Genomic DNA, 26,538 nt, shown 5'->3' with positions numbered 1-26,538 from the left:
CCGGGGGACCGTATGAGTGCATTGGAGTCGGCGTTGGAGTCGGGAAGCAGATGCGCCCGCTTGGCGGCGCTGACCCTCGTCGCGGGAGGCGTGCTGGCGGGTTCACCGATTTCGGCTCGGGCGCAGGAAGAGACGGAACGGGAGACGGCGGAGCTGATCGGGCAGGTGGTCAGCGCCTCGACGGGACTCCCGCTCGAAGGGGCCCGCGTGATCCTCCTGGGCTCCGGCTACGGGGCGATCACCGATGCCGAAGGCAACTTCCGGGTCCCCCAAACCTGGGCCGGCAGAGACTCGGTCGAAGTGCGATACATCGGCTACGAGGCCGGCTACACCGTCATCGACCTCGAGCCGGACCAGACGACGCGCGTCACGCTGACGCTTTCGAGTAGCGTCATCCGCATCGCGGATCTCACGGTGGAGGTACGGCAGACCCGCCGTGCGCGGCACCTGGAGGGCTTCTTGGAACGCATGGAAAAGGGGTTCGGGACCTTCTTCACGCCGCGGGACATCATCAACCGTAACCCGCGCATGCCCAGCGACCTCCTGCGCGGCCTGCCGAACGTCTCCGTGGGCCGGATCGAATACGGGAGAGCGGAAATTTTCCTTGGAGAAGGCGCTCGGCTCGGATGTCCGCCGGCGCTCTACCTGGACGGGATGTACCAGGCGGGGATGCAATTCGACGATCTCGAGAGGGAGGTTCTCGGCGCGGTCGAGGTCTACAGGCGGGACGTGGAGACGCCGATGGAGTTCATGCGCACGGGTTCGACCTGCGGCGCGATCGTGGTCTGGACGCCGGACGGCGCGGGCTTCCTGGACTGGGCCGGGGAACTTCCCCCCTTCGAATAGCAGGGCGCGAAAAGCCCCCGCGTCAGTCCCGCCCGCCCGCGGGCTCGCCGTTGAGGGTCAGCGTCCATTCGAGTTCCATGTCCTCCCGGAGCGAATGGTAGACAGAGCAGTAGCGTTCGAACGAGAGCATCACGGCCCGACGAGCCTTGGCTTCGTCCACCTTGCCGGAGACATGGAAGTCGAACCGGAGACCCTTCACGTAGCGCGGCACCGTATCCGCTCTGCGCGCCCTCGCCCGGACCGAGAGCCCGGTGAGTTGCTGGCGCCCCTTTTCGAGGACGACCACCACGTCGATCGCGGCACAGGCGGCGACGGACTCCACCATCAGGGCGACCGGGCTTGGGGCGATCCCCTCGTCCCCGTCGATTCGCGTCTCGTGGTCGGCTCGGTCGGCGCTGAACTTGAGGCCGCCGTCCCACCGGACCTGGATTCCGTCCCTGTTCATCTCGATCTCCGTGGCTGGTGTCGGACTTCGGCAACATAGTACAACGTGGCCGGCAGCTCGTGGCAAAGCGCTGCGCCAGCGCCCAAAGTGGGCAGCTGAACCGCTGAAACCGCCCCGGGATGGAGGGCGTAGGGGCTTTTCGGGAGGTGCGACATGTTTGAGTTCATCGGGAATTTCCTCTGGCTCGCCATCGCCGGCGCCGCGTCGATCGGCGGCTTCGTGACCATGAAGAGGTTCGTACACAGACGATTGCGCTTCGTGGACGGCGTTCATCGGCGCGGTATCCCGCTCCTGGCCGGGATCGCAGGCGGCGTCGTCGGATTGTTCGCCGCGGCCCTGCCGCTCGTCACTCCCCTCACGGCCGTTCTGTTCGGGATCGGGGTCGGTACCGGCGTGGCGGCGGGCCGCAGGGAGATCAAGCGCCTCCCGAGCCCTTGACCTTCTCCGCAGACCTGCTGCGCCTCACAACCATCCTCACGGACTTCGTCGCCACGAACTCCGTGAATCCGACCCTCGTGGAGGGGGCGCCGGGCGAGACGGAGATTGCGGATCTCACGATCCGGCACATGCGCGAGGCGGGTCTGGAGGTGACGCGGCACGAGCCCGAGGCGGGCCGGCCGAGCGTCGTCGGGCGCCTCGCGGGGGCCGGGGAAGGGCCGGCGCTGATGCTGAACGCCCACTACGACACGGTCGGCGTGGAGGGCATGGAGGCGCCGTTCTCGCCGAGCATACGGGACGGGCGGCTCTACGGGCGGGGCGCCTACGACATGAAGGGGGCGCTGGCCGCCTGTATCGAGGCCGCCCGGCTCCTCCGCGAATCCGAACCGCGCCTTGCCGGCGACGTTCTCGTGGCCGCCGTGGCCGACGAGGAATACGCGAGCCTGGGCACCGCGGACCTGCTCGAACGGCGCGCACGCGGGGAACTGGCCTTCGACGCCGCGATCGTCACCGAGCCCACGGCGCTGGACCTGTGCGTGGCCCACCGCGGATTCACGTGGATCGAGATTGCGACGGGGGGGCACGCCGCCCACGGCAGCCGCTATCGGGAAGGGATCGACGCGAACCTGCGCATGGGACGCGTCCTGCACCGGCTGGAGGCGTTCATAGAGGAACTCCAGTCCCGGCCGGGGCACCCGCTTCTCGGTCCCCCTTCGATGCACGCGGCGCTGGTGGAGGGCGGGAGCGGGATCAGCACCTACGCCCCGCGCTGCACGCTCAAGGTCGAGCGGCGCACGGTGCCGCCCGAGACGCGGGAGTCCGTGGAAGAGGAGATCGCGGCTCTGATCGAGGATCTGCGGGCGGAGGACCCGGATCTTGAGGTCGACTGGTCGACCTTCTTCCACCGCGAACCCTTCGAGACGACGCCTGAGGCGCCGGTCGCGGCCTGTGTATCGCGCGCCGCCCGCGCCGTGCTTGGCCGCGCGCCGGAGGTCATTGGGGACTCCCCGTGGATGGACTCCGCCCTGACGCAGGCGGCGGGTGTGGACAGCGTCGTGATCGGCCCGCACGGCGCGGGCGCGCACGCCGACGTCGAGTGGGTGGACCTCGAATCGTGCGCGAGGCTGGCCGAGATCCTCGCCGGGGCTGCGGCCGACTACTGCGGCTGAGCTGGCAGGCCGCAGCGTCGGCTTAACGTGCGAACAGGTCTTCGACGGCCAGTCCCATCCGCAGTTTTCGTTCTATCGCCCCCTGCCAACCCGCCGGACGCGCATCGAACAGGTTGTCGACCCCGGCCACCAGCCTGAGGCTTCGCCCGAGATCGACGGAGGTCTGCAGGTCGATGGCCACGAACCGCTCCTGCGTGCCGATCCTCGCTTCGTTCCCGTCGGAAGCGGTTCCGATGATTGGCGCGGCGCCCGTGAGGTGTGCGGTGGCATCCAGCCGAAACCCGGAGAGGGCTTCGGCGGTCCACGCGGCCCGGGCGCGCGCCGAGTGTCCGGCACGCCGGTCCAGCGGGAGCCCCGAGTCGACCGCGTACGCATCGAGGTACGCGTAGCCCGCGGCAAACTCCATCCGATCCAGGACGGCGCGGAGGCTGAACTCGAACCCGCGCGTGACCGCGTCCGCGACGTTCCGGGGGGAGAGGATGAGGAGACCGCTCTCGGTATTCCCGACGAACCCCGGCTCGATGAGGTTCCGGATCCGGTTCGAGAAGGCCTCGACTTCGATCCTGAGGGTCGACGCCGGTTGCCAGTCCACCCCGCCGGAGATGTTCCACGAGCGCTCCGGATCCAGCTCCGGGAACCCCTGAAGGACGTAGCCGCCCCCCACGTTGACGAAGTTCCACGCCAGCTCCTTGAAGGAGGGCGCCCGGAAGCCGCGGGCCAACGCTGCCCGCAGATGCACGCGGGCGCCGGCGCGCCGAGTCACGCCCACGGTGGGCGAGAGGTTTGAGCCCCAGCGATCGTTCCAGGTGAGGCGGGCGCCGCCACTCAATACGGTGCCCCCGAGACGCCAGGCGTCCTGCGCGAAGAGCGCGAGCTGCCGGTCGGCGGCGCGCTCCTCGATCAACTTGGCGGGCGACCGAATCGCGCGGCTCGCGACTTCGAGACCCAGGTCCACGGAATGACCGCCCAAGGCCGCGGAGTATCCCGCGGCGCCCTTCGCGAGGCGCTCCCACTGGGTGGCTTCGCCGTCGTCGGCGATGGGAGCCTCTCCACGGGCGCTTCGGTACAGGTGCTCGTATTCCTGGAGAAAGAGACTTCCGCTCCACGTTCCGGGACCCAGCGGCCGGCGCGCCTCGACCCAGCCGGAGAACCCCGCGTTATCGTTGAACCCGGAGAAGGCGCCGCCCACCGGCCAGCGCTGCCGCTCGCGAAGGTACGTGGCGGTAGCGCGTACGTCCCAAGCGTCCGAGGCCTTGAACTGAAGGCGGGACCGGAAGTCCCAGACGCGCGCGAAGGCGCTCGGGCCCGCATCGGCGAGCCCCGGGATCCGATCCTCCTGGCGCCAGCCGCCGGTGATTCGATAGCGGAGACGGCCTCCGCCGCTTGCCGACGCCTCGGCCTCGCGGCGTCCGGCGCCACCCGACAGGGCACGCGCGTCGACCCGGAACCCCGACGCGGGAAGCTGCGTGATGACGTTCACGACGCCGCCCAGCGCATCGGAGCCGTAAAGGGACGACAGGGGCCCCTTCACGATCTCGACCCGCTCCACGCCCGTCAGCGACATGCGGCTCAGGTCGCGGTTCTCGAGCAGCGCGCCCGCGGTGGGCTGGCCATCGAGCAGTACGAGGACGCGGGCGCCGCCGACGCCCCGGATCATGAGATTCGAGCCGACCGGCGTGGCGGCCGTCACCTGGACGCCGGGAAGCTCCGCGAGCAGCCGGTCAGCGGCAGCGACGCCGGCCGCCTCGATCTCCTCGGCTTCCACCGTCTCCATCGGCACGGCGACCTGCGAGCGGAGCCGCGGCAGCGAACCCGCCGTGACCACGATCTCGTCGAGCGCGAGCGGGTCGCGCTCAAGCCCGATCCGCCATCCCGCAGCCGCGGCGTCCGCCAGGGTGACCGTGCGAGAGCGGTACCCGAGCGCCGACACCGCCATCGCGCCTCCCGAACCCCAGCTCGGATCGGGAATGAAGGAACCGCTGGCGTCCGTGCGTACCGCGTCCCGAAGGGCGACGGAATCCGGGGTGCCTCCCGCCGCGGGAGCCGGAACCCACCCCACCTCGGCGTCCGGGATCCCCGCCCCCGACTCCAGGTCGTAGACGCGCCCCTCCGACTGAGCCCGCGCCGCGTCCGGCCAGACGATGACGGCACACCCGATGGCGAGGCAGAGCGCCAGCCGGGCGCCGCGCACGCTCACCGGAGCCGCTGGAACCTCACGGACGGATACCCCGCATCTCCGGTCGCGTTGTAGTAGTCGAAGACCTGCACCTTGTAGATCTCCGCGCCCACCCGCACGAGGAAGACGTTGTACGTCGGCCACATGCGATTGTTCTGCTGGATGCTGTACCAGAACGTACCCCGCGCGTCTCCCACCGTGGCCGGAAACGCGCCGGCGATCGTCGAGAGGAAACCGGCGTAGTCCGGCGCGTCGTCGGCCTGGGCCAGCGCCGTGAAATCGTCCGTCGCGTCGAGCGGGAAGGTCCCCGCGCCGCAGGCTTCGTTCACCAGTATCGTGAACTCGGGCGACGTCGCGACATCCCAGTCACAGCTTGCGGGGTCGCGCACGATCCCGCTCGACAGGCTCAGGTACACGGGGCCGCGGGTGAGGTCCAGCGCGAGCGTTGCCGGCGCGCCGAGGCTGCCGCCCGGGTCGTGACGGCGGAACTGGATGGTCGCGCCCACGGGCCGCTCTCCCTGCATCGCGATGTCCACCATGCGAATTACCCCGAACCCGCGGTCCGAACCCTCGCGCAGCTTCCAGGCCGCGCCGGGGTTCGCCACGATCGAGCCCGACTGGCGGTCGAAGCGGAACCACGATGGACCGGTCTCCGGCGCCAGGGCATCCTCGACGAATCCCGCCGCCGGAATGTCGGCCTCACTGACCGCCGCGAACGCCGCTTCCCCATCCTGCGGGGTCAGCGCCGTGACCTGATCCGCCGTCAGGTTCGCGTTGTTTCCCAGGCTGACCGCGGACACCGAGCCGGGGCCCGCAACGCCCCCGTTCAACCGGACGGAGAACCTGCGGAAGGCCATGTCCCACGACGTGGAACTGCCAGCGTCCGCGGGGTTCTGGAGCAGTCCGCCGCCGGTCAGACTCACATAGGCGAAGGAGACGGGAGAGGAGGCATCGATCGAGATCACGCCCTCTTCGAAGGTCTCCTCCTCGGGAGCGGCGACTTCCGATTCGCAGGCCGCCACGGCCGCGATCATGAATAGAATCGTCAGCACGCGGAACGGAATCCGCGCCGAGACGAATGTGCTTCTGTGCATGTGCACCATCTCCGGGTCGAAATCCAGCGCCGTTCAGGGGTTCGATGGCTGCTCGCGGACGGCGGACGGCGCGCGCCCTCCCGCGGCAGGGGTACAGGGTCCGAGCGGCGAGACGAGACCGGTGGCGCAGAAGCGCGCCGTAGCCTTCGCCGCGATCCAGTCGGTGATGAGGGGATGGGGCAGGAAGCCCTCGGTGGCAACGTATTCGAGGCCTTCCAGCACGTCGGCGTAGGGGCCGAAGCCGGACACGCGGTACGGGACCACGAGGACGTGCCGGTGGCGCTCCCCCATGCCGGCGACCAGCCCCCTGATCCGCTCCTCCGCCTCTTCCCTCGCGCTGGCCCAGTCTTCTCGCAGCGTGCCGACGTGGACCTCCGCGTAGCCGCCGTCGCTCAGGGCCCGGGCCGCATCCTCCATGGAGCGTAGCACCTGCCGGTCCTCGCCTTCATCACCCATGCCGTGCGCGAGCAGCAGCACGCCGCTCTCGGCCGGGGGAATGCCGGCGCCGGAGGCCCTGTCGACCAGGATGCGAGCCGCCTGATCGGACCCTCCCAGCCCCTCCATCTCCAGCAGGATCCGGCTGCCGTTCGCCAGCGGATCGAGCTCCGTCCCACTCACCATTCGGTGCCCCACCATCGCGCGTTTCGGGGGGTCGGGGCGGAGGCCGAGCAGGAATTCCGTCGGGTGCAGAAACGACGCCCCGGACACGAACAGCCTCACGACCGCCACGGTGTTCACGCCTTCATTCGCGAGCGAGTCGAGGGCGGCCTGCATGGTCGCGGGATTGGCCATCCCGAGCGCCAGGGACACGGGGACCCTGTCCCGCAGCGGCCGCACGGCGTCCTCGACCCGTCCGTTCCACTCCTCGCCGCCCCCGTGCGCCATGACGAGAATCCCGGGACGAGGCGCCGATTCGGGCGCAGCTCCCGTGCGCTCGGGGCCGGAAGTCAGTTCGACGGCGGGTTGCGGTCCCCCTGCGGACGCACACCCGCTCAACGTCCAGATCAATCCCAGGGCGCCGCAGGACGCCCGTAATCTGTTCAGCATCGGCTCGACCTCGGCGATAATGATAATGAGAATCATTCTCAATTAGGAAGGTCAGATGAAGATGCGCGGCACGAGCCGAGATCGCAACTGTGAAAACGGCTGGCGGTTAGCGGGGACCGTCTTTCCTGGCGACATCGGTCCATTCGAGGCTCCGGTCCCACAGTTCCCGGGCGAGATCCTCGTCGTAGGCCTGGGCCGTCGCGGCGACCTCGGACTCCACCTTGAAGTAGCGCCCGGTCACCTCCTCGCGGGCGGGGTCCGCGACGAGCCGCATCACGGCGTGGCCGCCGACCTCGGGTTTCGCCATCAGGCCCTTGGCCGCGTTCAGGAGCAGGCCCAGCACGCTGCGGTTCTTCCGCCAGATCTGCGTGCGGAGGACGCCGGGGTGGACGGCGTTCGCGGTGATTCCGTGGGCGCTCCAGCGCCGTACCGACTCGAAGGTGAAGAGGGCGTTGGCCAGCTTCGTGTCGCCGTAGGCCTGGAAACCGCCCTTCCACGCATCGCCGCGGACGATGGACTCGAGGGGGACGCGGCGCAGGTCCCCGTTGCGGTGGGCTTCGGAACTCACGTTGACGATCCGGCCCCGCCCGGCCGCGAGGGGTGCGAGGAGGCGATGGGTGAGGAGGAAATGGCCGAGGTGGTTCGTCGCGAACGTGACCTCGAAGCCCTCGGACGTGATCTCGCGCCGGTGGAGCCAGACGCCGGCGTTGTTCACCAGGATGTCGATCGCCGGGAAGCGGGCGGCCAGGCGGTCGGCGAGGGCGCGGACATCGGCCTGGAGCGATAGGTCGGCGATTTCGAGGCGGACATCCGCGCGCGCGGCAGCCCCCGCCTGCCGCACGTCGGCAAGCGCCGGTTCCCCGCGCTCGCGGCTGCGGCACACCAGGGTTACGTCGGCGCCCGCCCGCGCGAGGAGGTCGGCGGCGGACTTCCCGACGCCCGAGTTGGCCCCGGTGACGACCGCGACCTGCCCTTTGAGGGCGAGATCCGTCCCGTCCGTGGCATCCGTCATCGCCTCCATCAGCGGGCCGGGAGGGCGAACGCCTGCAGCTTCGAGTCGACCTGCCCGTCGGCGGAGGTGGCGACGACGACGAACTGGCGCCCGGACCGGGTGCGGTACGTCATCGGGTTGCCGCGCCCCAACCCTTCACCCAGGTCCCCCCGCCACAGCGTGCCTCCATCGCGGACATCCATGGCCTCGAGCCACGGAGTGCCGCCCGCCAGGAAGACGATCCCACCCGCCGTCGCCAGCGGCCCCGACGTCGTGCCGTGGCTCTGCGGCGTGCCCCCCATGGGCGGGAGGTTGAGGCCCGCGAGCGCCGGGTGCTCGCGGATCGCGGAGTCGTCCCCGAACGAACGCTGCCACAGGTGGTCGCCCGTGTTGAGGTCGATCGCCGTGATCGTGCCGTAAGGCGGCTTGAGGATCGGAAGCCCGCCGGCCACCGAGAGAGTGCTCGCGAAGTTTGGGAGGTAGTCCGCGTCCCCGGTCCCCGGCTCCGCCTCGGCGACCCGGGCCAGGAAGGGATCGTCATACGCCTTCACGAACATGTGGCCGCTCTCGGGATCGATGGCCGCGCCTCCCCACCCCGCCCCGCCGATGAGGCCCGGCATCATGATTGTCCCCTCGACGGAGGGCGGGGTGAAGATCGGCCCGGTCCGGTGGCGGCGGAATACGTCCAGCGCTTCCGCGCGCAGTTCGGGCGTGAAGTCGATGAGGTCGTCTTCGGTGATCCCCTGCCGGGAGAACGGCGCGGGCCGCGTCGGGAACGGCTGGGTCGGCCACGGCACCTCGCCAGGCACCGTGCTCTCCGGCACCGCGCGCTCCTCGACCGGCCACACCGGCTCGCCGGTCTCGCGGTCCAGCACGTACGTGAACGCCGTCTTCCCCACCGCCACGACCGCGTCGATTTCGCGCCCGTCCACATTGATCGTCACGAGGGCGGGGGGCGCGGGCAGGTCGTAGTCCCACAGGCCGTGGTGAACGGTCTGGAAGTGCCACACGCGCTCGCCCGTCCGCGCGTCCAGGCACACGAGCGATTCGGCGAACAGGTTCTGCCCCCGCCGGTGTCCGCCGTAGAAGTCGTTGTTCGGGGTGGAGACGGGCAGGTAGAGGAGTCCCCGCTCGGGGTCCAGCGAGAACGGCGCCCACACGTTCGCCGAGCCGGTGTAGGACCAGGACTCGTCCTCCCACGTCTCGACCCCGTACTCCCCTTCCTTGGGGATGGTGTGGAAGGTCCAGCGCAGTTCGCCGGTGCGTGCGTCGAACGCCTGCACGTCGCCGGGGGGGTTGTGGCGGTAGATCCGGTTGTCCGGGACGCCGCTGCCCACGATGACGATGTCCCCGTACACGACGGCGGGAGAAGTGTTGGAGATGTGAAGCCGGTTCGCGTCCCAGGCGAGCCCTTCCGTCAAGTCGACCTCGCCTCCCTCCCCGAAATCGGGAATCGGCTCGCCGGTGGCGGCGTCGAGCGCGATCAGGCGCCATCGCGAGTTGAGGAAGATCCGGCGCTCGCTTCCGTCGCTCCACTGCGCGATGCCGCGGTGACAGAAGCGACAGCCGCGGTGGAGGTTCCCCCACTCCCACGCCTTGGGATCGTAGCTCCAGAACTCCTCTCCCGTCTCCGCGTTCAGCGCGACCACCCGGCTGTAGGGGGTCGAGAGCCACATCGTGTCGTTGATGACGATCGGCGTCACCTCGAACGCGCCCGGTGCCACGCGTTCGCCCTGGATGGGGCTCGCCGCGTCCGGAATCGGTTCCTCTCCCGTCTCCCACACCCAGGCCGCCTCGAGTTCGGCGACGTTGGAGCGGTCGATGTCCGTCAGCGAGGAATACTTGAGACCGCCGGGGTCGCCGCCGTACACCGGCCAGTCGTCGCCCGCATACGCCGTCAGCGGCTCCGAGCGTTCGCCGGTATCGATGGCGGCCTCGTCGCCGCCGCAGCCCGAGAGCGCGACCCCGAACCCGAACGCCAGACCGAGCGCGATCCGGCGCGCGCGGACCGGAGTCACGGGCTCGCCGTCAGCCTTCATCATCGACCGCAGCGATCACCTTGACCTCGATCAGCACGCCTGGGCTGTAGAGTTCGGTCACCCCCACCGCGGTCCAGGATGGAAGCTCGGGAAGGAACTCGTCCTTGACCTCGATGAAGGTGTCGATGTGGGCGTGCATGTCGAGGTGATAGGTGGTGATGTCGATCACCCGCTCGAGGCTCGACCCGGCTTCCTCGAGAACCTGGCCGATGCGGCGGAACGCGTTGCGAAACTGGGTGGCGGGATCGGGATCGCGGTTCACGACACCTGCGAGGAATACGAGATCTCCCACCCGCACCGCATCCGAGTACAGGCCGTGATCCGGAGGCGGGTCGGGAAAGCGCTCCTGGGCGGCGGCGGGCGCCGCACGCAGCGCCGGAAGCAAGGCGGCCAGGAGCAAGGCAACCGGCAGCGGCGCGGCCGGCGGCAAGGCGACCGGCATGATGGGGGCGGTGCGGCGGGTGGCGAAGGGTAGTCGGGGCATGCGTCCTCCGGAATGTCGTCGGCAAACGAATCGCAGGGGCGGGAATCTGGGGAGCGCGACCGGATGCGGCGAGTCCGCCGCCGTCCGCGGCGTTCGGTCAGTCCCGGGGTTGGGTCTTTCCCGGGGTCAGGTCAGTCTCCGGCGATGAGTCCCGGGTTGTGCCGGCGGGCATAGTCCACGCAGGCCTCCCAGTCCGCTTCGTAGAAGGCCCGGGCGCGCGCGAGCTGCTCTCCGGTGAGGAGCGGGTCCGGACTCAGGATCCGCTCCGGCGCGACCCGTCCGAGCGCCACGCCTGCGTGCCAGGCGAGACGGCGAGACCTCACGCGGAGCCACCGGGAGGCCGCGGGCCCGGGTTCTTCGCGCTGCTTCACCGGCCAGCGCCGGCCCACCTCGCGCAGGAATCGGTACTGCCGGTCGCGATAGGACCGGTTCGACGGCCGGAACGAGATCCGGGCCTCGTCATACGACGCGCCCACGTAGTCGGCGATGGTCTGGACGAACCCCCGGGGATCTTCGATGAGTCGGTCGAAGAAGAGGACGAGGGGCCGATGTGCGAAGTGATCCTCGAGCACCCGGATCCGCTCGCGAAAGAAAGCCGAGGACCGGGGCCGGGCGCCCTCATCGCGCTCGAAGTCGATAAAGGCCTCGAACGGGACGTAGCGCAGCTCCTTGATCTCCCGGAGATACACCGACCGCAGCCACTCATCGTGGCGGCGCAGGACCAGGATCGGCCGGGCCGCCGGCGCGGCGCGCGCGAACCACTCCACCGCGGGCGTCAACTCGCGGTAGCCGAGCTGCCGGGACACGAGAACGGGAAGGTCTCCGCCCCGCCGCACCACTTTCGCGCTCTGCCGAAACCGGGTACGCGGCACGTAACGCACGCCCCGGAAGTGCGGGAACACCCGTTCCTGGAGCCAGCGCGACGCCGCCCGCCCCGCCCCCACGTGGAAAAAGACCTCCGGCATCGGCTGCACTACCCGGAGCGGCGCGTCTTCAGCGCTGCGGCGTGTGAGGCTTTCATGGGTCGAACCTCGGCGTCGGGCGTCGGAGCCATGTGACGCTGCAAGTGATTTCGGCGTCTTCCGAACAGCATCCGGGAACCTAGTGTCGGGAGTGACGGACATGCATCACGGACGAGCGTTGGCGCTGGCCGTTCTGGTCGCGCTGCAACCGGTTGTCGTCCCCCTCGGTGTGGAGGGCCAGTCGATGGACGACTGCGACGGCCGGGCCTCCCTCCGGGTCTCGGTGGTGGACGAGTCCGGCTTCATTCCGATCCCCGGAGCCTCCGTGGTCCTGCGCTGGACGGACGCGGTGCGGCGACCCGTGCGGGAAAGCGCCGGCACGGACGGACACTTGCTTCTCTGCGCTCCGCGGGACGCGGGCGAGGCCACGCTCTGGGCCGAGTTCGGAGACGCATCCAGCCCGGAAGCCGTCGTGGCTCTCGAAGCGGGGATGCCGCACGACGTGGAGCTTCGGCTCCTGCTCTCGGAGGCCGGCACCGGACGGCTCGTGGGCCTTGTCCGCGATGCCGCCACGGATGAGCCCGTGGCCGCGGCGGCGGTGTCCATCCTCGGCAACGCCGGCGAAGTCTCGAGCAATCGGCGGGGCCGCTTCGTCCTCACCGGCGTCCCCGTCGGCCGGCGCGAGATCGCCGTGCGCCACATCGGGTATGCGCCTTTCCGCCATTCGGTCGCGGTGGCCCGCGGGCACACGACGGAAATCGAGATCGGTCTCGTCCCGGAACCGGTGGAGTTGGAGCCGCTGGTCGCCACCGTGGTACGGTCTCGCCGACTGGAAACCCAGGGCTTCTACGAGAGAAAATACTGGGGCGAACTGGTCGCAGGCGGCACGTTCTTCACGGCCGAGGACATCGAGCGCCGAAGTCCCCTCCGGATCACGCAGATGGTCGCCGATATCCCGGGGATCCGACTCCGGAACTGCGGCGTGCGGCAGAACAGCTGCAAGCTGTACAACACCCGGATATCGGACATCTCTTCGACCGATGGCTGCCTGATGAACATCTACCTGGACGGCAGCCTCATCGTGCGCAGGGGTCGGATTGGGGGCGGTGGCGTAGCGAACATCAACGACTTCGTCCTTCCAATCGAGATCGCGGGGGTCGAAGTGTACCTGGGCCCCTCCGAGTTGCCGGCCGAGTTCGCCGGGATGGAATCGCGCTGCGGCGTCGTCGTGATCTGGACGAAGTCGTGAGATCAGCCGTCGCGCAGCGCGTCGAGGAACACGTCGCCGTACTGCTCGAGCTTGGCGGGGCCGATGCCGGGAACGCGCAGCATCTCCTCGGGCGAGCCGGGACGCAGGTCGATCAGGTCCCACAGCACCTGGTCGCTGAACACGATGTAGGCGGGGACGCCGCGCGCGTCCGCCAGTTCCTTCCGCAGCGTGCGGAGGCGCTGGAAGGTGGGGTCCGACGGCGACCGGTCGGCGTCGGCCGCGGTGGCCCGCCCCGCGGCAACGCGGCCGCCCGCGCGTCCAGCCCGAGGCTTGCGCTTGAGCACGGGGAGCACGTCCACGAGATCCGTCACGCCGAGTCCCGTGCACACATCGCACGACTCGCCGCACGCCTCGAAATCCTCCCCGAAGTAGGCGAGCAGCCCGCGGTGGCGGCACGCGTCGCGGTCCGCGAGCCGGAAGAGGTCGACAGCCGCCCGGCGCTTGGCCTCGCGCACCGTCGGATCGTCGATCTCGGCGAGGAACCGCTCGCGTACCTTCACGTCCGCCCACGAGTAGAAGAGCACGCAGTCGCTGGGCAGCCCGTCCCGCCCGGCACGTCCGATCTCCTGGTACCACGACTCGATGTCGGACGGCATGTCCCGGTGGATGACGAAGCGCACGTTGGACTTGTCGATCCCCATCCCGAAGGCGATCGTCGCCACGACCACGTCGACCTCATCGCGGGCGAACGCGTCCTGATGCTCGGCCCGCGCGTCGTCGTCAAGCCCCGCGTGGTACGGGACCGCGTCGACGCCCTCGCGCCGGAGGAACTCCGCCATCTGTTCCACGGACTTTCGCGACAGACAGTAGACGATCCCGCTCTCCCCCCGGTGCCGGCGGATGAGCCCCAGAATCTCGGCCCGCGTATTCCCCTCCCCCTTCTTCCGGCAGACGACGCGGAGGTTCGAGCGAAAGAAGGAACCCTTGTATCCCTCGGGCTTCCTCATTCCCAACTGTCGAATGATGTCGGCCGCGACCCGGCGGGTGGCGGTCGCGGTGAGCGCGAGGATCGGCAACCCGTTCCCTCCCGCGCCTTGGTCGAGAATCTCGTCCCGCAGTCCCTGAAGCGCCCGGTAGGACGGGCGAAAGTCGTGTCCCCATTGCGAAATACAGTGCGCCTCATCGACGACGATCAGGGACAGCGGCGCGTAACGCAGGCGCTGCCGCATGTGCGGCCCCAGAGCTTCCGGCGCCAGGTAGACGAGTTCATAGTCTCCGCGCTCGAACCCGCGCAGCCGGCGCCGGCGCTCGTCCGCCGCGAGCGACGAGTTGATCGCCGTGGCCCGGAACCCGAGGTCGAGGAGGGCGTCGACCTGGTCCTTCATCAGGCTGATGAGGGGCGAGAGGACGACGACCGTCCCCGGCATGAGCCGCGCCGGAATCTGGAAGGTGAGCGACTTCCCCGCCCCGGTGGGCATGACGCCGATGCAATCCCGCCCCGCCAGCACCGCGTCGATGATGTGCGCCTGACCGGGCCGAAATTCGTCGTAGCCGAACACGTCGCGGAGGACGGATTCCGGGTGGGGGGCGCGCGGCTCGATCATCGTTCGCAACATACCACGGATATCCGCCCCCGGCTCAACGGAACCTCAACGGCGGAAAACCCTTTTCGTCATGTCAACGTCCTTACAGGTTGAGAGGCTCAGCCTGCGGCTGTCCCTGCCCCTGCCCCGGAGGTGTGCGATGTCGACGCGTTCCCGCCGATCCGGCCCGAACGTCGGACCTTTTCTTCCGCTCGTCGTGTTTGCGGGCGCGCTGCTCGGAGCGTGCGGGGACGGTGCCGCTCCGCCCGACTACACGGCCGAAGAACTTGCGGCGGCGAAGCAGGAGCTTCGCGACCATGCCCGGCTGCGCACCTTCGAGGCCGGCAAGCTGTTCGGCGAAGAGTGGGTCGCCCGCGCGCCGGACGACGCGGAACTCCGAGGCCTCTACGCCTACCAGCTCGTGGGCTGGGGACTGTCGAAGGAGGTCCACGAGCAAGCCGACGCGATCCTGGCGGATGACCCTGACAATCCGTGGGGTCTCTATGTGCGGGCCTACGCCCACCTGGTCGACAACGAGGCCGGACCGGCGCACGAGATGGCCCTGCAGGCGTGGGAGGCCTCTCCGCAACCCGAGTTCGCCTTCCTCTACCTGCGGGCGTTGAGCCGGGACGACTTCGATGCGGCGCGAGAGTTCCTCGACGGGCTCGATGAGGAGACCCGCGGTTGGCCGGAGATACTGCGCATGCAGGCCGAGCTGGAGTCACAGACCCGCTACATGCTGAACGACCCGACGTGGGCGGACTCCAGCCGAGCGACGTGGGCGGAGTTCAAGGAACGGTTTCCGGACCACGTACTGGGATACACCAGGTTGGCCAACGAGGCCTATAACGCCCGCCGCATGGATGAGTGGACCTCACTCATGGACGCGGCTCTCGAGCTTGCGCCTGGATCGTCGGAGGTTCGACGACAGCACTGGCGCGGCCTGTGGATGTCGGAACTTCTCCCGCAGGACGAGCGAGGCCCAGCCGTCAGGGCCAGCATGGCGGCGTTCCGTGATGCCGCCCCGGAGACCCTGCGCGGGCTTGGAGTCATCGCCGCAATGTACCGGGAGATGGGCGATGAAGAGCGCGCCGCTCAACTCGAAACGCAGATCGTCGAGAGCGACCCGGCCAGCTATCACGCATCGCTCATCTATCTGGGCGAGGTGCGCAGCGCGAACGACAAGCTGAGCGAACTCCGGGAAGAGCACGGCCCGGACTCGCCCGAACATCGCGCCCAGCTCGGCGTCGTACGAGACGCTGTGCACGAATACCTGGAGCGGCCGCTTTACAGCGACACCTACAAGGGAACGGCCTACATCACTCTGTATTTCGCCCTCAGGTCCATGGATCCGCTTCCGGTGGAGGACTTCGCCGACGCGGTGCGGGGACTCGCCGCACACGAAACCATGAATCCTCACATCACGTTCGGGGCGGCCCCGCTCGCCATGATCGATCACACGCCCTACGCGCTGGAAGCGGTCGACATCGTCCGCGAGGGCGTGCCCGTCATGCTGGAGCGATTGAACGAGTCGCGAGACCGCTTCGACACGGAAGGCGAGTTCGATCAACTGCTCCGCAGCTTCCTCACCGACACGTACGACGTGATCGGGTGGGCCCACTTCAAGGCTGGCCGTGTGGAGGATGGGCGTCACACGCTCGAGCGCGCGCTGGCGATTTCCGAGGACACCCGCGACGTCCGCTACCATCTGGGGCAGGTCTATGAGCACATGGCCGCGGAGGCAGAGGAGGAGGGAGACGCCGAAGCGGTCACGGCCTGGCTGGACCAGGCGGAGGATTCCTACATCGCGGGATTCGGGGCCAGCCGGGGCGCGAACCCCAATGAAGCCGCTCTCGAGGCCCTGTACGAGAGCCGGAACGGGAGCCGCGAGGGGATCGAGGAGTACCTCGCGACGCTCGACGAGCGCGACCGGAACCGGCGGCGCGAGCGCATCCTCGAGTCGCGGGTGGAGGCGGCGGGGACGTACGAACCGTTCACGCTCGCGCGGCTGGACGGTGAAATGATCGACTCGGCGGAGCTCGAGGGGAAGATCGCCGTACTCCACTTCTGGGGGACGTGGTGCGGGCCGTGCATCGTCGAGATGCCGGAATACCAGAAGTTCGACGAACGCTACCGGGACGACGCCGAGGTCGCCGTGATCTCGATCAGCAACGACCGCACGAACGACGTGATCGAGGAGTACCTGGCGAAGAACAACTTCGACTTCACTGTGCTGGTGGACGATGGCTACGTCGACCGCGCCGGCGTGTACGCCTGGCCAACCACCTGGTTCGTGGACCGCGAGGGCTACGTCCAGTTCGTGGAGATCGGCACCGCCATGAAACTCGACGAGGAGTTCGCCTGGCGCGTCGAGGCGATTCGAGACGACACCAGCAGCCCCTGACCGGAAGGCGCCGGACAGCAGAGACCCACGAATCCCGGAGGTACAGCATGTCGCTCCGCTCCCTTCGGCCCGGCTCCCGGGTCGGGCCTCTGCTCGTCTGCGCCGCCCTCGCGAGCTGTGGCGCGCCACCCGACTACACGCCCGAGGAACTCGAAGCCGCGAAGGCCGAACTTCGGGACCACGTTCGGCTGCGGACCTTCGAGGCCGGCCTGCCGTTCGGGGAGGCATGGGTCGCGCGCGCCCCGGACGACGCCGAACTCCGAGCCCTTTATGCGGAGCAACTGCGGGGCTGGTGGCTGTTCAAGGAGATCCGTGCACAGGCGGATGCGATACTTGCCGAGGATCCGAACAACCCGTGGGGGCTTTATACGCAGGCGCTTGGGCACTTCGCCGAGAATGAGTGGAAACTCGCAGTCGAGCCCAGCCTGAAGGCGTGGGAAGCTCTGCCCCGTCCCGAGTTCGCGGCCGCGCGTGTACAGTCGCTCCGTTTCGATAGCATCGAGGGTGCTCGCGCTTTCCTGGCATCGCTCGATTCGGTGACCCGGGCGACGCCGGAAATCCTCTTCGCGCGCGCCCAACTGGAGTCCCAGGCCCGGTACGAGTTGAGTGATCCGGCATGGGCCGATTCGAGTCTCGCAACGTACGCGGAACTGCGGGCGCGATTCCCGGATCACGTAAACGGATACCTCCGGGCGGCCGAAGACCTGTTCCGCGCCAATCGGGCGGAAGAGGCGCTACCGCTGATCGAACAGGCCGTGGCACTCGCCCCGGGCTCAGTGGACGTGCGGCAGTGGCACTGGTGGATTCTGTTCGAGTCGGGCGTGCTTCCGGCCGAAGAGCGGCGCCCGGCCGTCGAGGCGAGCATCGCGGCCTTCCGGGACGCGGGGCTCGAATCCATCCGCGGGCTCTCGGCGACCGCGAGCATGTACCGGGACATGGAAGACATGGAGCGCGGGGAACGACTCGAAGCTCTGGTGGTCGAGCGCGCTCCCCTCAGCCGCCACGCGTCGCTGATATACGCGCGCGAGTACAACGCTGCGAGCAGCGAGTTGAACCGGCTCTACCAGGCTGAGGGCCGCGATTCCCCGGAATACATGGCGCAACTCGAAGTGGTGCGCGCTGCCGTAAACCGCTTTCTCGAGCAACCGCTGTACTCGGACCGACAGAAGGCAAGCGCCTACATGAGCCTCTACGTCGCGCTCCGGGACATGGACCCCGTCCCCTCTGAGGAGTTGGCCGAGGCCGTCCGGGGACTCGTCGCGCACAACGACCTGAACCCGCACATCACATTTGGATCCGCGCTGATCGACATGGCCGAATCCACGCCGCATGCGCTGGAGGCGGCCGAGATCGCACGGAATCACGGGCTCCAAAACGCCGTCGACCGTGTCGGAATGTCACGCAGGTCCTTCGATACCGAGGGAGAGTGGGAACAGTCCCTGCGCTACTACCTCAGCATCGTCCACGATGCGATGGGCTGGGCCTATTTCAAGGCAGGACGGGTGGAGGACGGACTGCACTCGCTGGAGCGCTCTCTCGTTCTCACGGAATCCAATCGGGAGACCCGATATCACCTCGGGCAGGTCTACGAGCACTTCGCCGACCGGGCGGCCGAAAACGGAGACGCCGAAGCGGCCATCGAGTGGCTGGACCGCGCGGAGGACTCCTACATCGCCGGCCTCGGAAGCACGCGGGTGGGCGAGAACCCAAGTCAGGAGGCCATCGAAGCGCTGTACGAGCGTCGCAACGGGAGCCGCGCAGGAATCGACGAGTACCTCGCCACGCTGAACGAGCGCGACCAGATCCGACGCCGCGGGCGGATCCTGGAGTCGCGGGTCGAGGCGGCGGGGACCTACGAGCCGTTCCAGTTGGCGCGGCTCGACGGATCCATGGTCGACTCCGCCGACCTCGATGGAAGGATCGCCGTGGTGCACTTCTGGGGTACGTGGTGCGGCCCGTGCATCGTCGAAATGCCCGAGTACCAGAAGTTCGACGAACGCTACCGCGACGACCCGGAGGTCAGCGTGGTCTCGATCAGCAACGATACGTCACGCGACCTCGTCGAGGATTACCTCGAACGGAACGACTTCGACTTCCAGGTCCTGATGGATGACGGCTACGTCCAGCGGGCCGGGATCGGGGCCTGGCCGACCACGTGGTTCGTGGACCGCGACGGCTACATCCAGTTCGTGAAGATCGGCAACACCTCGAAGCTCGACGAAGAGTTCGCCTGGCGCGTCGAGGCGCTTCGCGAAACCGACGGCACGCGCTGACCCCGGCGGCGACAGCCCTTTACCAGCGGAAGGCGGTTCGGGCAGCCTCCGCGGCAAGGAGGGTTCGCAGTTGTCGGGCCGTGTCGACGGGCAGGTAGGGGATGTCCACCTTGTGGGCGGCGGCGCCTGCTCCGGCCGTGTCCACCCGGAGGCTGGCCATGCCCCGCCAGCGGTCGATCGGGGAAGCGCGCAGCGCCACGACCTGGATGCGGGTGTAGCGGGCGATCGTCGTGCGGCGCCACAGCCAGCCGCTGCGGAACCAGACCATGTCGTCCTTCAGCGCCCACCCGAGGCAGTCTACGTAGCGCCGCGCGTAGAACACCGCCCAGGCCAGGAAGGCGGCGTGGAAGGCGACGCCCCAGCCTCCGAGCGCAAAGTAGAGCGGCACCGCGGCCAGCGTCGCGAGTAAGGAGATCCCCCTCACCACGCGACGGAACGCGAGCGGAGAGACGGGCTCCCAGCCGACCTCGGGGGCGTCCAGTTCGGGGATCACCTCCCGGAGGAACTCGCGCAGGCGTTCCCGGCGAAGGATGGGCGCGAGTTGATGCCGGTGGGGATCCGCGTTCCCGGGCTGTCCGGCCTGGCTTCCGCCGGCGGTCTGGACGCCGACCGCGACCCGGCCCGCCCAGCGCTGCAGCGGCCCCTCGTGGATCGTCACCGTCTGGACGCGCCGCAGCGGGATGGTGGCAGCGACCTGCGTCAGCATGCCGAACGTGGCGCGCAGCCCCTCCTCGGAGCGCACGACCCGGTAGTCGTGCAGGCGCACGAGCGTCCAGACGATCGAGAGCAGCCGGGCGAAGATCACAAAGGCGACGACCAGCGCCGCTATGGCGAGCACGGTCACGAGAATGCCGGCCACCACCACGTCCGCAGCCGCGCCCTCGACCGCGGGGCCGATCCACGACTGCTCCCCGGCGACCCAGTCGGAGGCCCGCTCGAAGAGGCCCGTCTCCCAAGCGAGGCCGAAAGCGGCGGCGATCAGCACCATGCCGCGGTTCTGGAGGAGACCGTGGAGCAGGAGTTCGCGCGCCGGAAGGTGCAGCAGTGTGCGGCTCTCCGCGGAATCGGCCGAAGCGGGATCCGCCGCCGGCTCGGCGGGCATACCGGTCGCCGCTGCGTCGAGAGTCGCCGCCGCGTCGGCAGCCGTCCCCGTCGCGGCGTCCGTCACCTCTCCGGCACCCGCCACCTCCCCGGCGGCTTCCCGCTTTCCCTCGCGGACCCGCTGGCGCAGCGCTTCGAGGGCCGGCAGGGGGAGGACGGTCAGCGTCGCCTCGGGTTCCTGTCCCCCGCCCGTCTGGAGCTTGACCTCCACGACGCCCAGCACGCGGTGGAAAACGCCCTGCACGGCGTCGAGGTTCTGGATGCGGGCGTAGGGGACGTGCCGCTCGCGCCGAAACAGGAGTCCGCTCCGGATCACGAGTTCCGCCTCCTCGTACCGGTACCGGAACGTCAAGTAGCGGACGACGGCACCCACCACGAGCGGGATGAGCCCGACCAGGAGGACGAAACGCATCTCCACGACGCCGAGGAAGTTGGCCGACGCGCCTCCGATGATCAGCGGGAGGATCGCCCGCCGGAGCTGGCTTGCGAGCGAGAAGCCGACGGAGAGCGGATGGAGACGGTGCTCGATCGCCCGCGTGGGCGCCGCCGCCTCAGACGGCATCGTCCCCCGCGGGCGGCAGGAGATGATCCCGGATGCGGAGCGCCGTGTCGTGCTCCAGGCCGTCGAGGGAGACCTTGGCGTGGTCGGTGCCCGCGGTGTAGACGCCCAGCGTCCCGAGGCCGTACTTCCGCTCGAGCGGACCCTGCGACACGTCGGTGTGCTGGACGCGGGAGCGCGCCACGCTGATCGCCTGCCGCCAGATCACGCCCTTGCGGATCTCGATCCCGTCCGGGTGCACGGCGTAGGACGCGTAGCGGTGGTGAAGGACGGGCCACCGCTGCAGCCACCAGCCCAGCGCGCCGGTGACCGCGGCCCAACCTCCCAGCATCGGGCCCCATACGACCGGAGGGGGTCCAAAGGCCGCCCACAGCACGCCGACCGCGGCGCCGAGCGGGAGCGAGACGCAACCCGTGACGATGGCGCCGATCGTGCGCTGCAGCGGGATCACCTTCGGATCGAGCGAACGGCGCACCCCGTCGGCAATGCTGCCGGCCTCCCGGTTCGGCGGGTCCGCCGGGTCCCAGGAGCCCGCCGTCTCCGGCGTCCCCCATGTCTCGGGCGTTTCGGACGTCTCGGGCAGGTCCGGCGTCTCCGGGCTGTGCGTCGACTCGTTCATGTGGACAAGTTACGCTGATCGAAGGGTTTTCGTGTCGGCGCGCGGAGCCGGCGGGAACCGGCCAGCGATCCGACGGGAGGAAGCCGTGAGCGCCGCGGAGTCACGCAGCGACGAAGAACTGCTCGCCGAGTGCACCGTCGAGACGTTCCGGGCCGGTGGTCCGGGCGGCCAGCACCAGAACAAGACGGAGTCGGCCGTCCGGCTCACGCACCGTCCCACCGGCATCGTCGTGACCGCGCGCGAGTCCCGCAGCCAGCACCGCAACCGGGCCCGCGCCCTGGACCGGCTCCGCGCCACCCTCCGGGAGCGGGAGCACACGCCGCGGCCCCGCCGCCCGACGAAGCCCACCCGGGCCTCCCGCGAACAACGGCTGGAAAAGAAACGGCGCCGCTCCCTCACGAAGAGGCAGCGGCGCCGTCCCGAATCCGACGAGTAGCTGCTAGGTCGTCGTCGTGGTCACGCGCCGCGCCGGGCGGTTCCTGTATTCCTCCCACAGGCTATCGTGCTTGTTGTCCAGGTCGGACGGCACGCCCTTGATGAACACCCACTCGATCCGGGTCGTGATCTCGAGCGGATCCCCGTCGGTCACGATCAGGTTCCCCACCTTCCCGACTTCCAGCGACCCAAGCCGGTCGTCCACGCCCAGCACGCGCGCCGGGCCCAGCGTCACCGCTTCCAGCGCCGCCTCCTTCGAGAGCCCCCACGACACGGAGTTCGCGGCCTCGTAGGGCAGGGTCCGCGCATCGGACGAGTTGAAGGTCGCGAACGCGATCTCGACCCCCGCCTCGTGCAGCACGCCGGGCAGCGTGTTCGGATCGTCGTACGCGGTGTCCTCGCCCTGCGGCAGCCGCTGCACCGGCCCCAGGATCACGGGGATGTTCTTCTCGGCGAGCGTGCCGGCGATCTCGCGCGCCCCGTTCCCGCCCGCGATGGTGAGGTCCAGGTTCCACTTCTCCGCGAACTCGATGGCCGACTCGATCTCGCGCCATCCGTTCGCCCGCACGATGACCTTCATCCCCCGGTCGAGGACGCGCGACAGGTGCTCGAGCTGGATGTTGCGGGGCACGCGGCTCGATCCGGACGCCACGGCCTGCCGGTAGTGCTCGGCGGCGACGAACCACGAGTCCATCTCCGCCACTTCCTCGTCGAAGCGCTCCTGCGCCCGCTGGAAGGAGCGGCCCCCGGCCGGGCGGCCGAAGCCGGCGAAGGCGCGGAAACCCGTCGACAGCGTGGGCCAGCCGATGATCATGGCCGCCGTCTTCTCGATCTCCATCTCCTCCACCGTCCAGCCGTCGAGGTGGACGAGCGTGGCCTGACCCTGGATGCCCGAACCTCCGCCGCCGCCGAAGCGGCCGCCGCCGCCGGGCGCGACCAGCGAGTGCGTGATCCCGTTCGCGCGCGCGACCGGGATGTGCTCGCTGGCGGGGTGGATCGCCGTGTGCGCGTTGAGATGCGGGTTCCAGCGCCCCAGCTCGCTCGCGTCGTTCGTCACCGCGACGGCCCCGACCTCCGTGAGCCCGAGCGAGCTGAACGAATCGATCATGCCGGGAAAGACGTGCTTCCCCTCCCCGTCGATGATCTCGGCGTCCGCCGGGATGTCGACGTCCTGTCCGACCGCGATGATGCGGCCGTCCCGGATGACGATCGTGCCGCCCTCGATCACGCCGTCGGCGACGGTGTGAATCGTGGCTCCCTGTACCGCGAACGTGCCGCCGTCCTGCGCGACGGCCTCAGCCGGCAGGGCAAACCCGACGGTGCCGAGGACTGCCGCCGCCGCGACTATCGACTTCACCATGCGCATCATCGTTCACCTCCCGGCCGCCGATCCGGCTCGCGCTCGTTATCGGAGTCGTCCTCGTCGGCCTCGCCGAGCATCTCTCTCAACTCCGCCTTCTCGGCCTCGATCTCGGCCCGCATCGCCAGGTCCGCGTCGATGTCGAACACCACCTCGCCGTCGATATACGTCGTCCGGACCCTGGCGTAGGAGGAGAGCGGATAGTTCTCCCACAGGACGATGTCCGCGTCCTTCCCCGCCTCCAGCGAACCCACGCGGTCGTCGATCAGCAGCTGGAAGGCCGCGTTGATCGTCACGGTGGCGAGGGCCTCGGCCTCGCTCAGACCGCCCCACTTCATCGTCTTGGCGGCTTCCTGGTTGAGGTGCCGTCCCTCTTCTCCGCTGTCGGAGTTGATGGAGACGTTGACGCCGCGCTGCGTCATGATCGCCGCGTTGTGCGGAATCGCCTCGTAGGCCTCCATCTTGTACGCCCACCAGTCGGAGAAGGTGGAGGCGTGGGCCCCGTGCTCGGCCATCTCGTCGGCCACGCGGTAGCCTTCGAGCACGTGCTGGAACACGTGGATGCGGAAGCCGAACTCCTCGGCCACCCGCATGAGCTGCAGGATCTCGTCCGCGCGGTAGCTGTGCGCGTGCACGTAGCGCGTGCCTTCGAGCACTTCAACCAGCGGATCCATGGTCAGGTTGCGGCGTGGCGGGATCGCACTGCGGTCGCCATCGGCCACGCGCGCCCGGTAGGTGTCCCACTCGGCCTTGTACTCGCTGGCCTCGATGAAGGCCTGCCGGACCACGTCCATCACCCCCATGCGGGAGGCGGGATAGCGCGCCTCGTGGCCGGGTAGGTTGGGGCTCCCGGCCCGCTTCGGGTTCTCGCCGAGCGCGAACTTGATCGTGGGCGGGGCGCCCTGGAAGAGGAGACCCTGCGCGTCCGCGCCCCAGCGGTGCTTGATGACGGCGTTGTTGCCGCCGATCGGGTTCGCGCTCCCGTGCATGACGTGCGAAGTCGTCGTGCCGCCCGCCGCCTCGCGGTAGATCGCGACGTCCGTCGGGTCGATCACGTCGTGGATCGACACCATGGAGGAGACGGAGACCGCCCCCTCGTTGATCGCGTCGGCCGCGATGTGGGAGTGGGCGTCAACGATCCCGGGCGTGATGTACTTGCCCGTCCCGTCGATGACCACCGCGTCGGAGGGGGCCTCCACCTCGGAGGCCGGCCCGACGGCGACGATGCGCCCGTTCTGGAACAGGACGGCGCCGTCCTCGATCCTCCCGGCTTCCGCCGCGGTGAGAATCGTCGCGCCCGTGATCAGGATGGGCTGCTCCTGAGCCGCGGCCCCGCCCGGAATCCCGAGCGCGAGACCGAGCGCCAGGCACCCGGCGCCGACCCGGCCGGCAACCCGTGTCCTCGGATCTCTCATCGGATGTCTCATCGGACACCTCCCCCGGGCCTCGTGCCCGTGAAGTCCATGTTGCGCATGCCTCCGAAGGAAGCGTTCCCCTCGATCGCATCGCCCTCGACGGTGCCGGTGTAGACGATCTCCACGTCCATGCCCGGCCCCATCGTGGCCGAGGCCGTAATGCTGAACTCGTTGCCGCTCACCCAGCCGTCGGTGATCTGCTGCTCCCCGCGCTCGCCCTGGATGACGCCGGAAATCGTGCCGTCCTCCGACACCTCGAGTTCAGCCGTCGCCTCCTGCGAGTCGTTGTTCAGGGAGAGGAGCCAGGTGCCGTTCATGTCGACCGCCGGGGGCTCCGTCGGCCGCGGCTCCGGTGCTTCCTCCTCGAACCTGTGGCCGTCGACGAACACCATGCGGATGTCGGTGTCCTCGTCGAACAGCGGGCCGTCGGTCACGACGAGGTTCGCGATCTTGCCCGCCTCGACGGAGCCGAGCATCGCGTCCACGCCGTAGATGCGGGCGGGCGCGACGGTGAGCGCCTCCAGCGCCGCCTCCTCGGAGAGTCCGTTCTCGATCGCCGTCCGCACCTTCTCCATCATGGCGCGGGGGCTCCCGGCCGAGCCGCTGTAGAAGGCCCATTCGACGCCCGCCTCCTCGAGCCGGGCCGGCGTCGTCGGCGCATAGGCGCGGCGCTTCAGCGACGAGAGCGATTCGTCGGCTTCCGGATCCGCATCGCGGTTCCGCTCCGGCCAATCGGCGTTCACGAGCACCTGGGCGCCGGCCGCCGCGATCTCGCCGGCGAGTCCGTACGCCTCGTGCGCGCCCTGGAGGACCGGCCGCGCGCCGGTGTCGCGCCCGAGCTTGATCGCGCGCCGGATCTGCCGCACCTCGTTCGCCGGCATCACGGTCGGCCACCCCGCGGCGATCGCGTCCTGGATCGGACCGAGCGCCCGGTCGTAGGTGGGCCGCGGCTGGCCGCTCGGGTTGGCCGTGTAGCGCGCCTCGTACTGCTGGCTGTGATCCGCGTCCAGGTACAGTTGCCGGATGTAGGCGATGACGCCCATGAGGGAACCCGGGAAGCTCCGGAACCCTCCGGCTCCGCTCATCGTCACGCGGAGAGCGGCGGGCGCCTTCACGACCATCTCCTGCTCGTCGCCCGCGAGGTTCACCACGACGCCCTGCCCCGTCACGATCCCGTCATCGGGCGCCACGAGCGCGTTCGTGAACCCGCCGCTCCGCCACGTCTCGATGTCGTCGGAATCCGGGTCCAGCATGTCGGCCGCGTTGACCCAGGAGTTCGTCGCCGGACGGTCCTCGGGCCCCACGGTGCGGGGCTGGTTCGCCTGCTCGACAAACGCGGCGAAGGGGTTGCCTCCCCCGCCGCCCGGATTCCCCACCTGCGAGGCCATCCCGATCCGGGACAGCCCGTCGAACAGGCCGGGGTAGACGGTCAGGCCCGAGACGTCGATCAGCCATGCGTCGCCGGGGACTTCGACATCGGCTCCGACCGCCTCGATGAGGCCGTTGGCGATGACGACGGTGCCGTTCTCGATCACGGCGCCCGTGCCGGTCACGATGCGCGCGTTCTGGAGGGCGAAGAACGGGGGAGGCACCGGGGCCTGGCTCGGCATGTACTGCGCGTCGGCGGGCGCCGGAGCGGCAAGGCCCGACAGCGACGCGAGGAGCAGCCCCGGAACGACCCCGCCCGCCAGCCGGCGCGCGAGTGCGGTGCGGTTCATGAGAGATACATCCTTCCCCGAGGGTCCATCACGGGTCCATCGCAGGTCCATCGCGGCGCAACAAACCCTGCATATCACCTTCACATCCCTTCACAACACGCCTGCACAAATCTCCGTTCAGTCCCCCACCCGGTCAACGCCCGCGCAGTGCCCGGACACGCTCCGATGGC

The 26,538-nt window shown here is 69.3% G+C and carries 21 protein-coding genes; 7 read left to right on the top strand and 14 right to left on the bottom strand.

Annotation, left to right across the window (positions count from 1 at the left end; genetic code table 11):
* Positions 1–60 precede the first annotated feature (60 nt).
* On the top strand, positions 61–846 hold the full coding sequence (locus OXN85_11190; protein MCY3600517.1) for a carboxypeptidase-like regulatory domain-containing protein: 786 nt from the start codon (positions 61–63) through the stop codon (positions 844–846).
* Positions 847–868: 22 nt separating this feature from the next.
* On the opposite strand, the gene OXN85_11185 is transcribed toward OXN85_11190, so the two are convergent.
* Positions 869–1,291: an OsmC family protein gene (locus OXN85_11185; protein ID MCY3600516.1), complete on the bottom strand. Its 423-nt coding sequence runs from the start codon at positions 1,289–1,291 to the stop codon at positions 869–871.
* Positions 1,292–1,444: 153 nt separating this feature from the next.
* Here OXN85_11185 and OXN85_11180 point away from each other — a divergent pair, with 153 nt between their 5' ends.
* Positions 1,445–1,729 (top strand): hypothetical protein, encoded by a 285-nt coding sequence (locus OXN85_11180; GenBank protein ID MCY3600515.1) that lies wholly within the window; start codon positions 1,445–1,447, stop codon positions 1,727–1,729.
* Positions 1,726–2,898: a M20/M25/M40 family metallo-hydrolase gene (locus OXN85_11175; GenBank protein MCY3600514.1), complete on the top strand. Its 1,173-nt coding sequence runs from the start codon at positions 1,726–1,728 to the stop codon at positions 2,896–2,898. The genes OXN85_11180 and OXN85_11175 overlap by 4 nt, the downstream gene beginning before the upstream one ends.
* Positions 2,899–2,920: 22 nt before the next feature.
* On the opposite strand, the gene OXN85_11170 is transcribed toward OXN85_11175, so the two are convergent.
* The 7 genes from OXN85_11170 to OXN85_11140 form a co-directional block, all read right to left on the bottom strand.
* The gene (locus OXN85_11170) at positions 2,921–5,095 is read right to left on the bottom strand and encodes a TonB-dependent receptor (protein MCY3600513.1); all 2,175 of its coding nucleotides are present in this window, start codon (positions 5,093–5,095) and stop codon (positions 2,921–2,923) included.
* Entirely contained in the window at positions 5,092–6,168 is a 1,077-nt protein-coding gene (locus tag OXN85_11165) for an HmuY family protein (GenBank protein ID MCY3600512.1), read from the bottom strand. The genes OXN85_11170 and OXN85_11165 overlap by 4 nt, the downstream gene beginning before the upstream one ends.
* 33 nt (positions 6,169–6,201) lie before the next feature.
* A complete protein-coding gene (locus tag OXN85_11160; protein MCY3600511.1) occupies positions 6,202–7,215 on the bottom strand; it encodes a hypothetical protein in 1,014 nt (337 codons plus the stop codon).
* Positions 7,216–7,321: 106 nt separating this feature from the next.
* Complete coding sequence (locus OXN85_11155; protein ID MCY3600510.1) at positions 7,322–8,227, bottom strand: SDR family NAD(P)-dependent oxidoreductase; 906 nt, start codon at positions 8,225–8,227, stop codon at positions 7,322–7,324.
* An 8-nt stretch (positions 8,228–8,235) separates the two neighbouring features.
* Positions 8,236–10,248, bottom strand: a complete 2,013-nt coding sequence (locus OXN85_11150) for a pyrroloquinoline quinone-dependent dehydrogenase (protein ID MCY3600509.1) — start codon at positions 10,246–10,248, stop codon at positions 8,236–8,238.
* Positions 10,235–10,729, bottom strand: coding sequence for a RidA family protein (locus OXN85_11145; GenBank protein MCY3600508.1), 495 nt, complete (start codon positions 10,727–10,729; stop codon positions 10,235–10,237). Before OXN85_11145 ends, OXN85_11150 begins: the two co-directional genes overlap by 14 nt.
* A gap of 131 nt (positions 10,730–10,860) precedes the next feature.
* On the bottom strand, positions 10,861–11,694 hold the full coding sequence (locus OXN85_11140; protein MCY3600507.1) for a hypothetical protein: 834 nt from the start codon (positions 11,692–11,694) through the stop codon (positions 10,861–10,863).
* A gap of 157 nt (positions 11,695–11,851) precedes the next feature.
* Here OXN85_11140 and OXN85_11135 point away from each other — a divergent pair, with 157 nt between their 5' ends.
* Positions 11,852–12,940, top strand: a complete 1,089-nt coding sequence (locus tag OXN85_11135) for a carboxypeptidase regulatory-like domain-containing protein (protein ID MCY3600506.1) — start codon at positions 11,852–11,854, stop codon at positions 12,938–12,940.
* Positions 12,941–12,942: 2 nt separating this feature from the next.
* On the opposite strand, the gene OXN85_11130 is transcribed toward OXN85_11135, so the two are convergent.
* Complete coding sequence (locus tag OXN85_11130; GenBank protein MCY3600505.1) at positions 12,943–14,517, bottom strand: ATP-dependent DNA helicase; 1,575 nt, start codon at positions 14,515–14,517, stop codon at positions 12,943–12,945.
* A gap of 127 nt (positions 14,518–14,644) precedes the next feature.
* Between OXN85_11130 and OXN85_11125 the strand changes: the two genes are divergently transcribed.
* A complete protein-coding gene (locus OXN85_11125) occupies positions 14,645–16,888 on the top strand; it encodes a redoxin domain-containing protein (protein ID MCY3600504.1) in 2,244 nt (747 codons plus the stop codon).
* A gap of 47 nt (positions 16,889–16,935) precedes the next feature.
* Entirely contained in the window at positions 16,936–19,161 is a 2,226-nt protein-coding gene (locus OXN85_11120; protein ID MCY3600503.1) for a redoxin domain-containing protein, read from the top strand.
* Positions 19,162–19,180: 19 nt separating this feature from the next.
* Here the strand turns inward: OXN85_11120 and OXN85_11115 are convergent, their stop codons facing one another.
* Positions 19,181–20,824, bottom strand: coding sequence for a PH domain-containing protein (locus OXN85_11115; protein MCY3600502.1), 1,644 nt, complete (start codon positions 20,822–20,824; stop codon positions 19,181–19,183).
* A complete protein-coding gene (locus OXN85_11110) occupies positions 20,814–21,440 on the bottom strand; it encodes a PH domain-containing protein (GenBank protein MCY3600501.1) in 627 nt (208 codons plus the stop codon). Before OXN85_11110 ends, OXN85_11115 begins: the two co-directional genes overlap by 11 nt.
* A gap of 85 nt (positions 21,441–21,525) precedes the next feature.
* Here OXN85_11110 and OXN85_11105 point away from each other — a divergent pair, with 85 nt between their 5' ends.
* Positions 21,526–21,876: a peptide chain release factor-like protein gene (locus OXN85_11105; protein ID MCY3600500.1), complete on the top strand. Its 351-nt coding sequence runs from the start codon at positions 21,526–21,528 to the stop codon at positions 21,874–21,876.
* Positions 21,877–21,879: 3 nt separating this feature from the next.
* Here OXN85_11105 and OXN85_11100 read toward each other — a convergent pair whose 3' ends face one another.
* Genes OXN85_11100 through OXN85_11090 form a run of 3 tightly spaced genes read right to left on the bottom strand, consistent with a single transcriptional unit; the run spans position 21,880 to position 26,368 of the window.
* Positions 21,880–23,235, bottom strand: coding sequence for an amidohydrolase family protein (locus OXN85_11100; GenBank protein ID MCY3600499.1), 1,356 nt, complete (start codon positions 23,233–23,235; stop codon positions 21,880–21,882).
* A gap of 5 nt (positions 23,236–23,240) precedes the next feature.
* Positions 23,241–24,650 (bottom strand): amidohydrolase family protein, encoded by a 1,410-nt coding sequence (locus OXN85_11095; protein ID MCY3600498.1) that lies wholly within the window; start codon positions 24,648–24,650, stop codon positions 23,241–23,243.
* A gap of 8 nt (positions 24,651–24,658) precedes the next feature.
* Positions 24,659–26,368, bottom strand: a complete 1,710-nt coding sequence (locus tag OXN85_11090) for an amidohydrolase family protein (protein MCY3600497.1) — start codon at positions 26,366–26,368, stop codon at positions 24,659–24,661.
* Positions 26,369–26,538: the final 170 nt, after the last annotated feature.

Source organism: Candidatus Palauibacter australiensis (genome assembly GCA_026705295.1).
Classification (GTDB): Bacteria; Gemmatimonadota; Gemmatimonadetes; order Palauibacterales; family Palauibacteraceae; genus Palauibacter; species Palauibacter australiensis.
The sequence above is the reverse complement of the archived record's forward strand: the minus strand, read 5'-3'. Positions and strand labels throughout refer to the sequence as shown.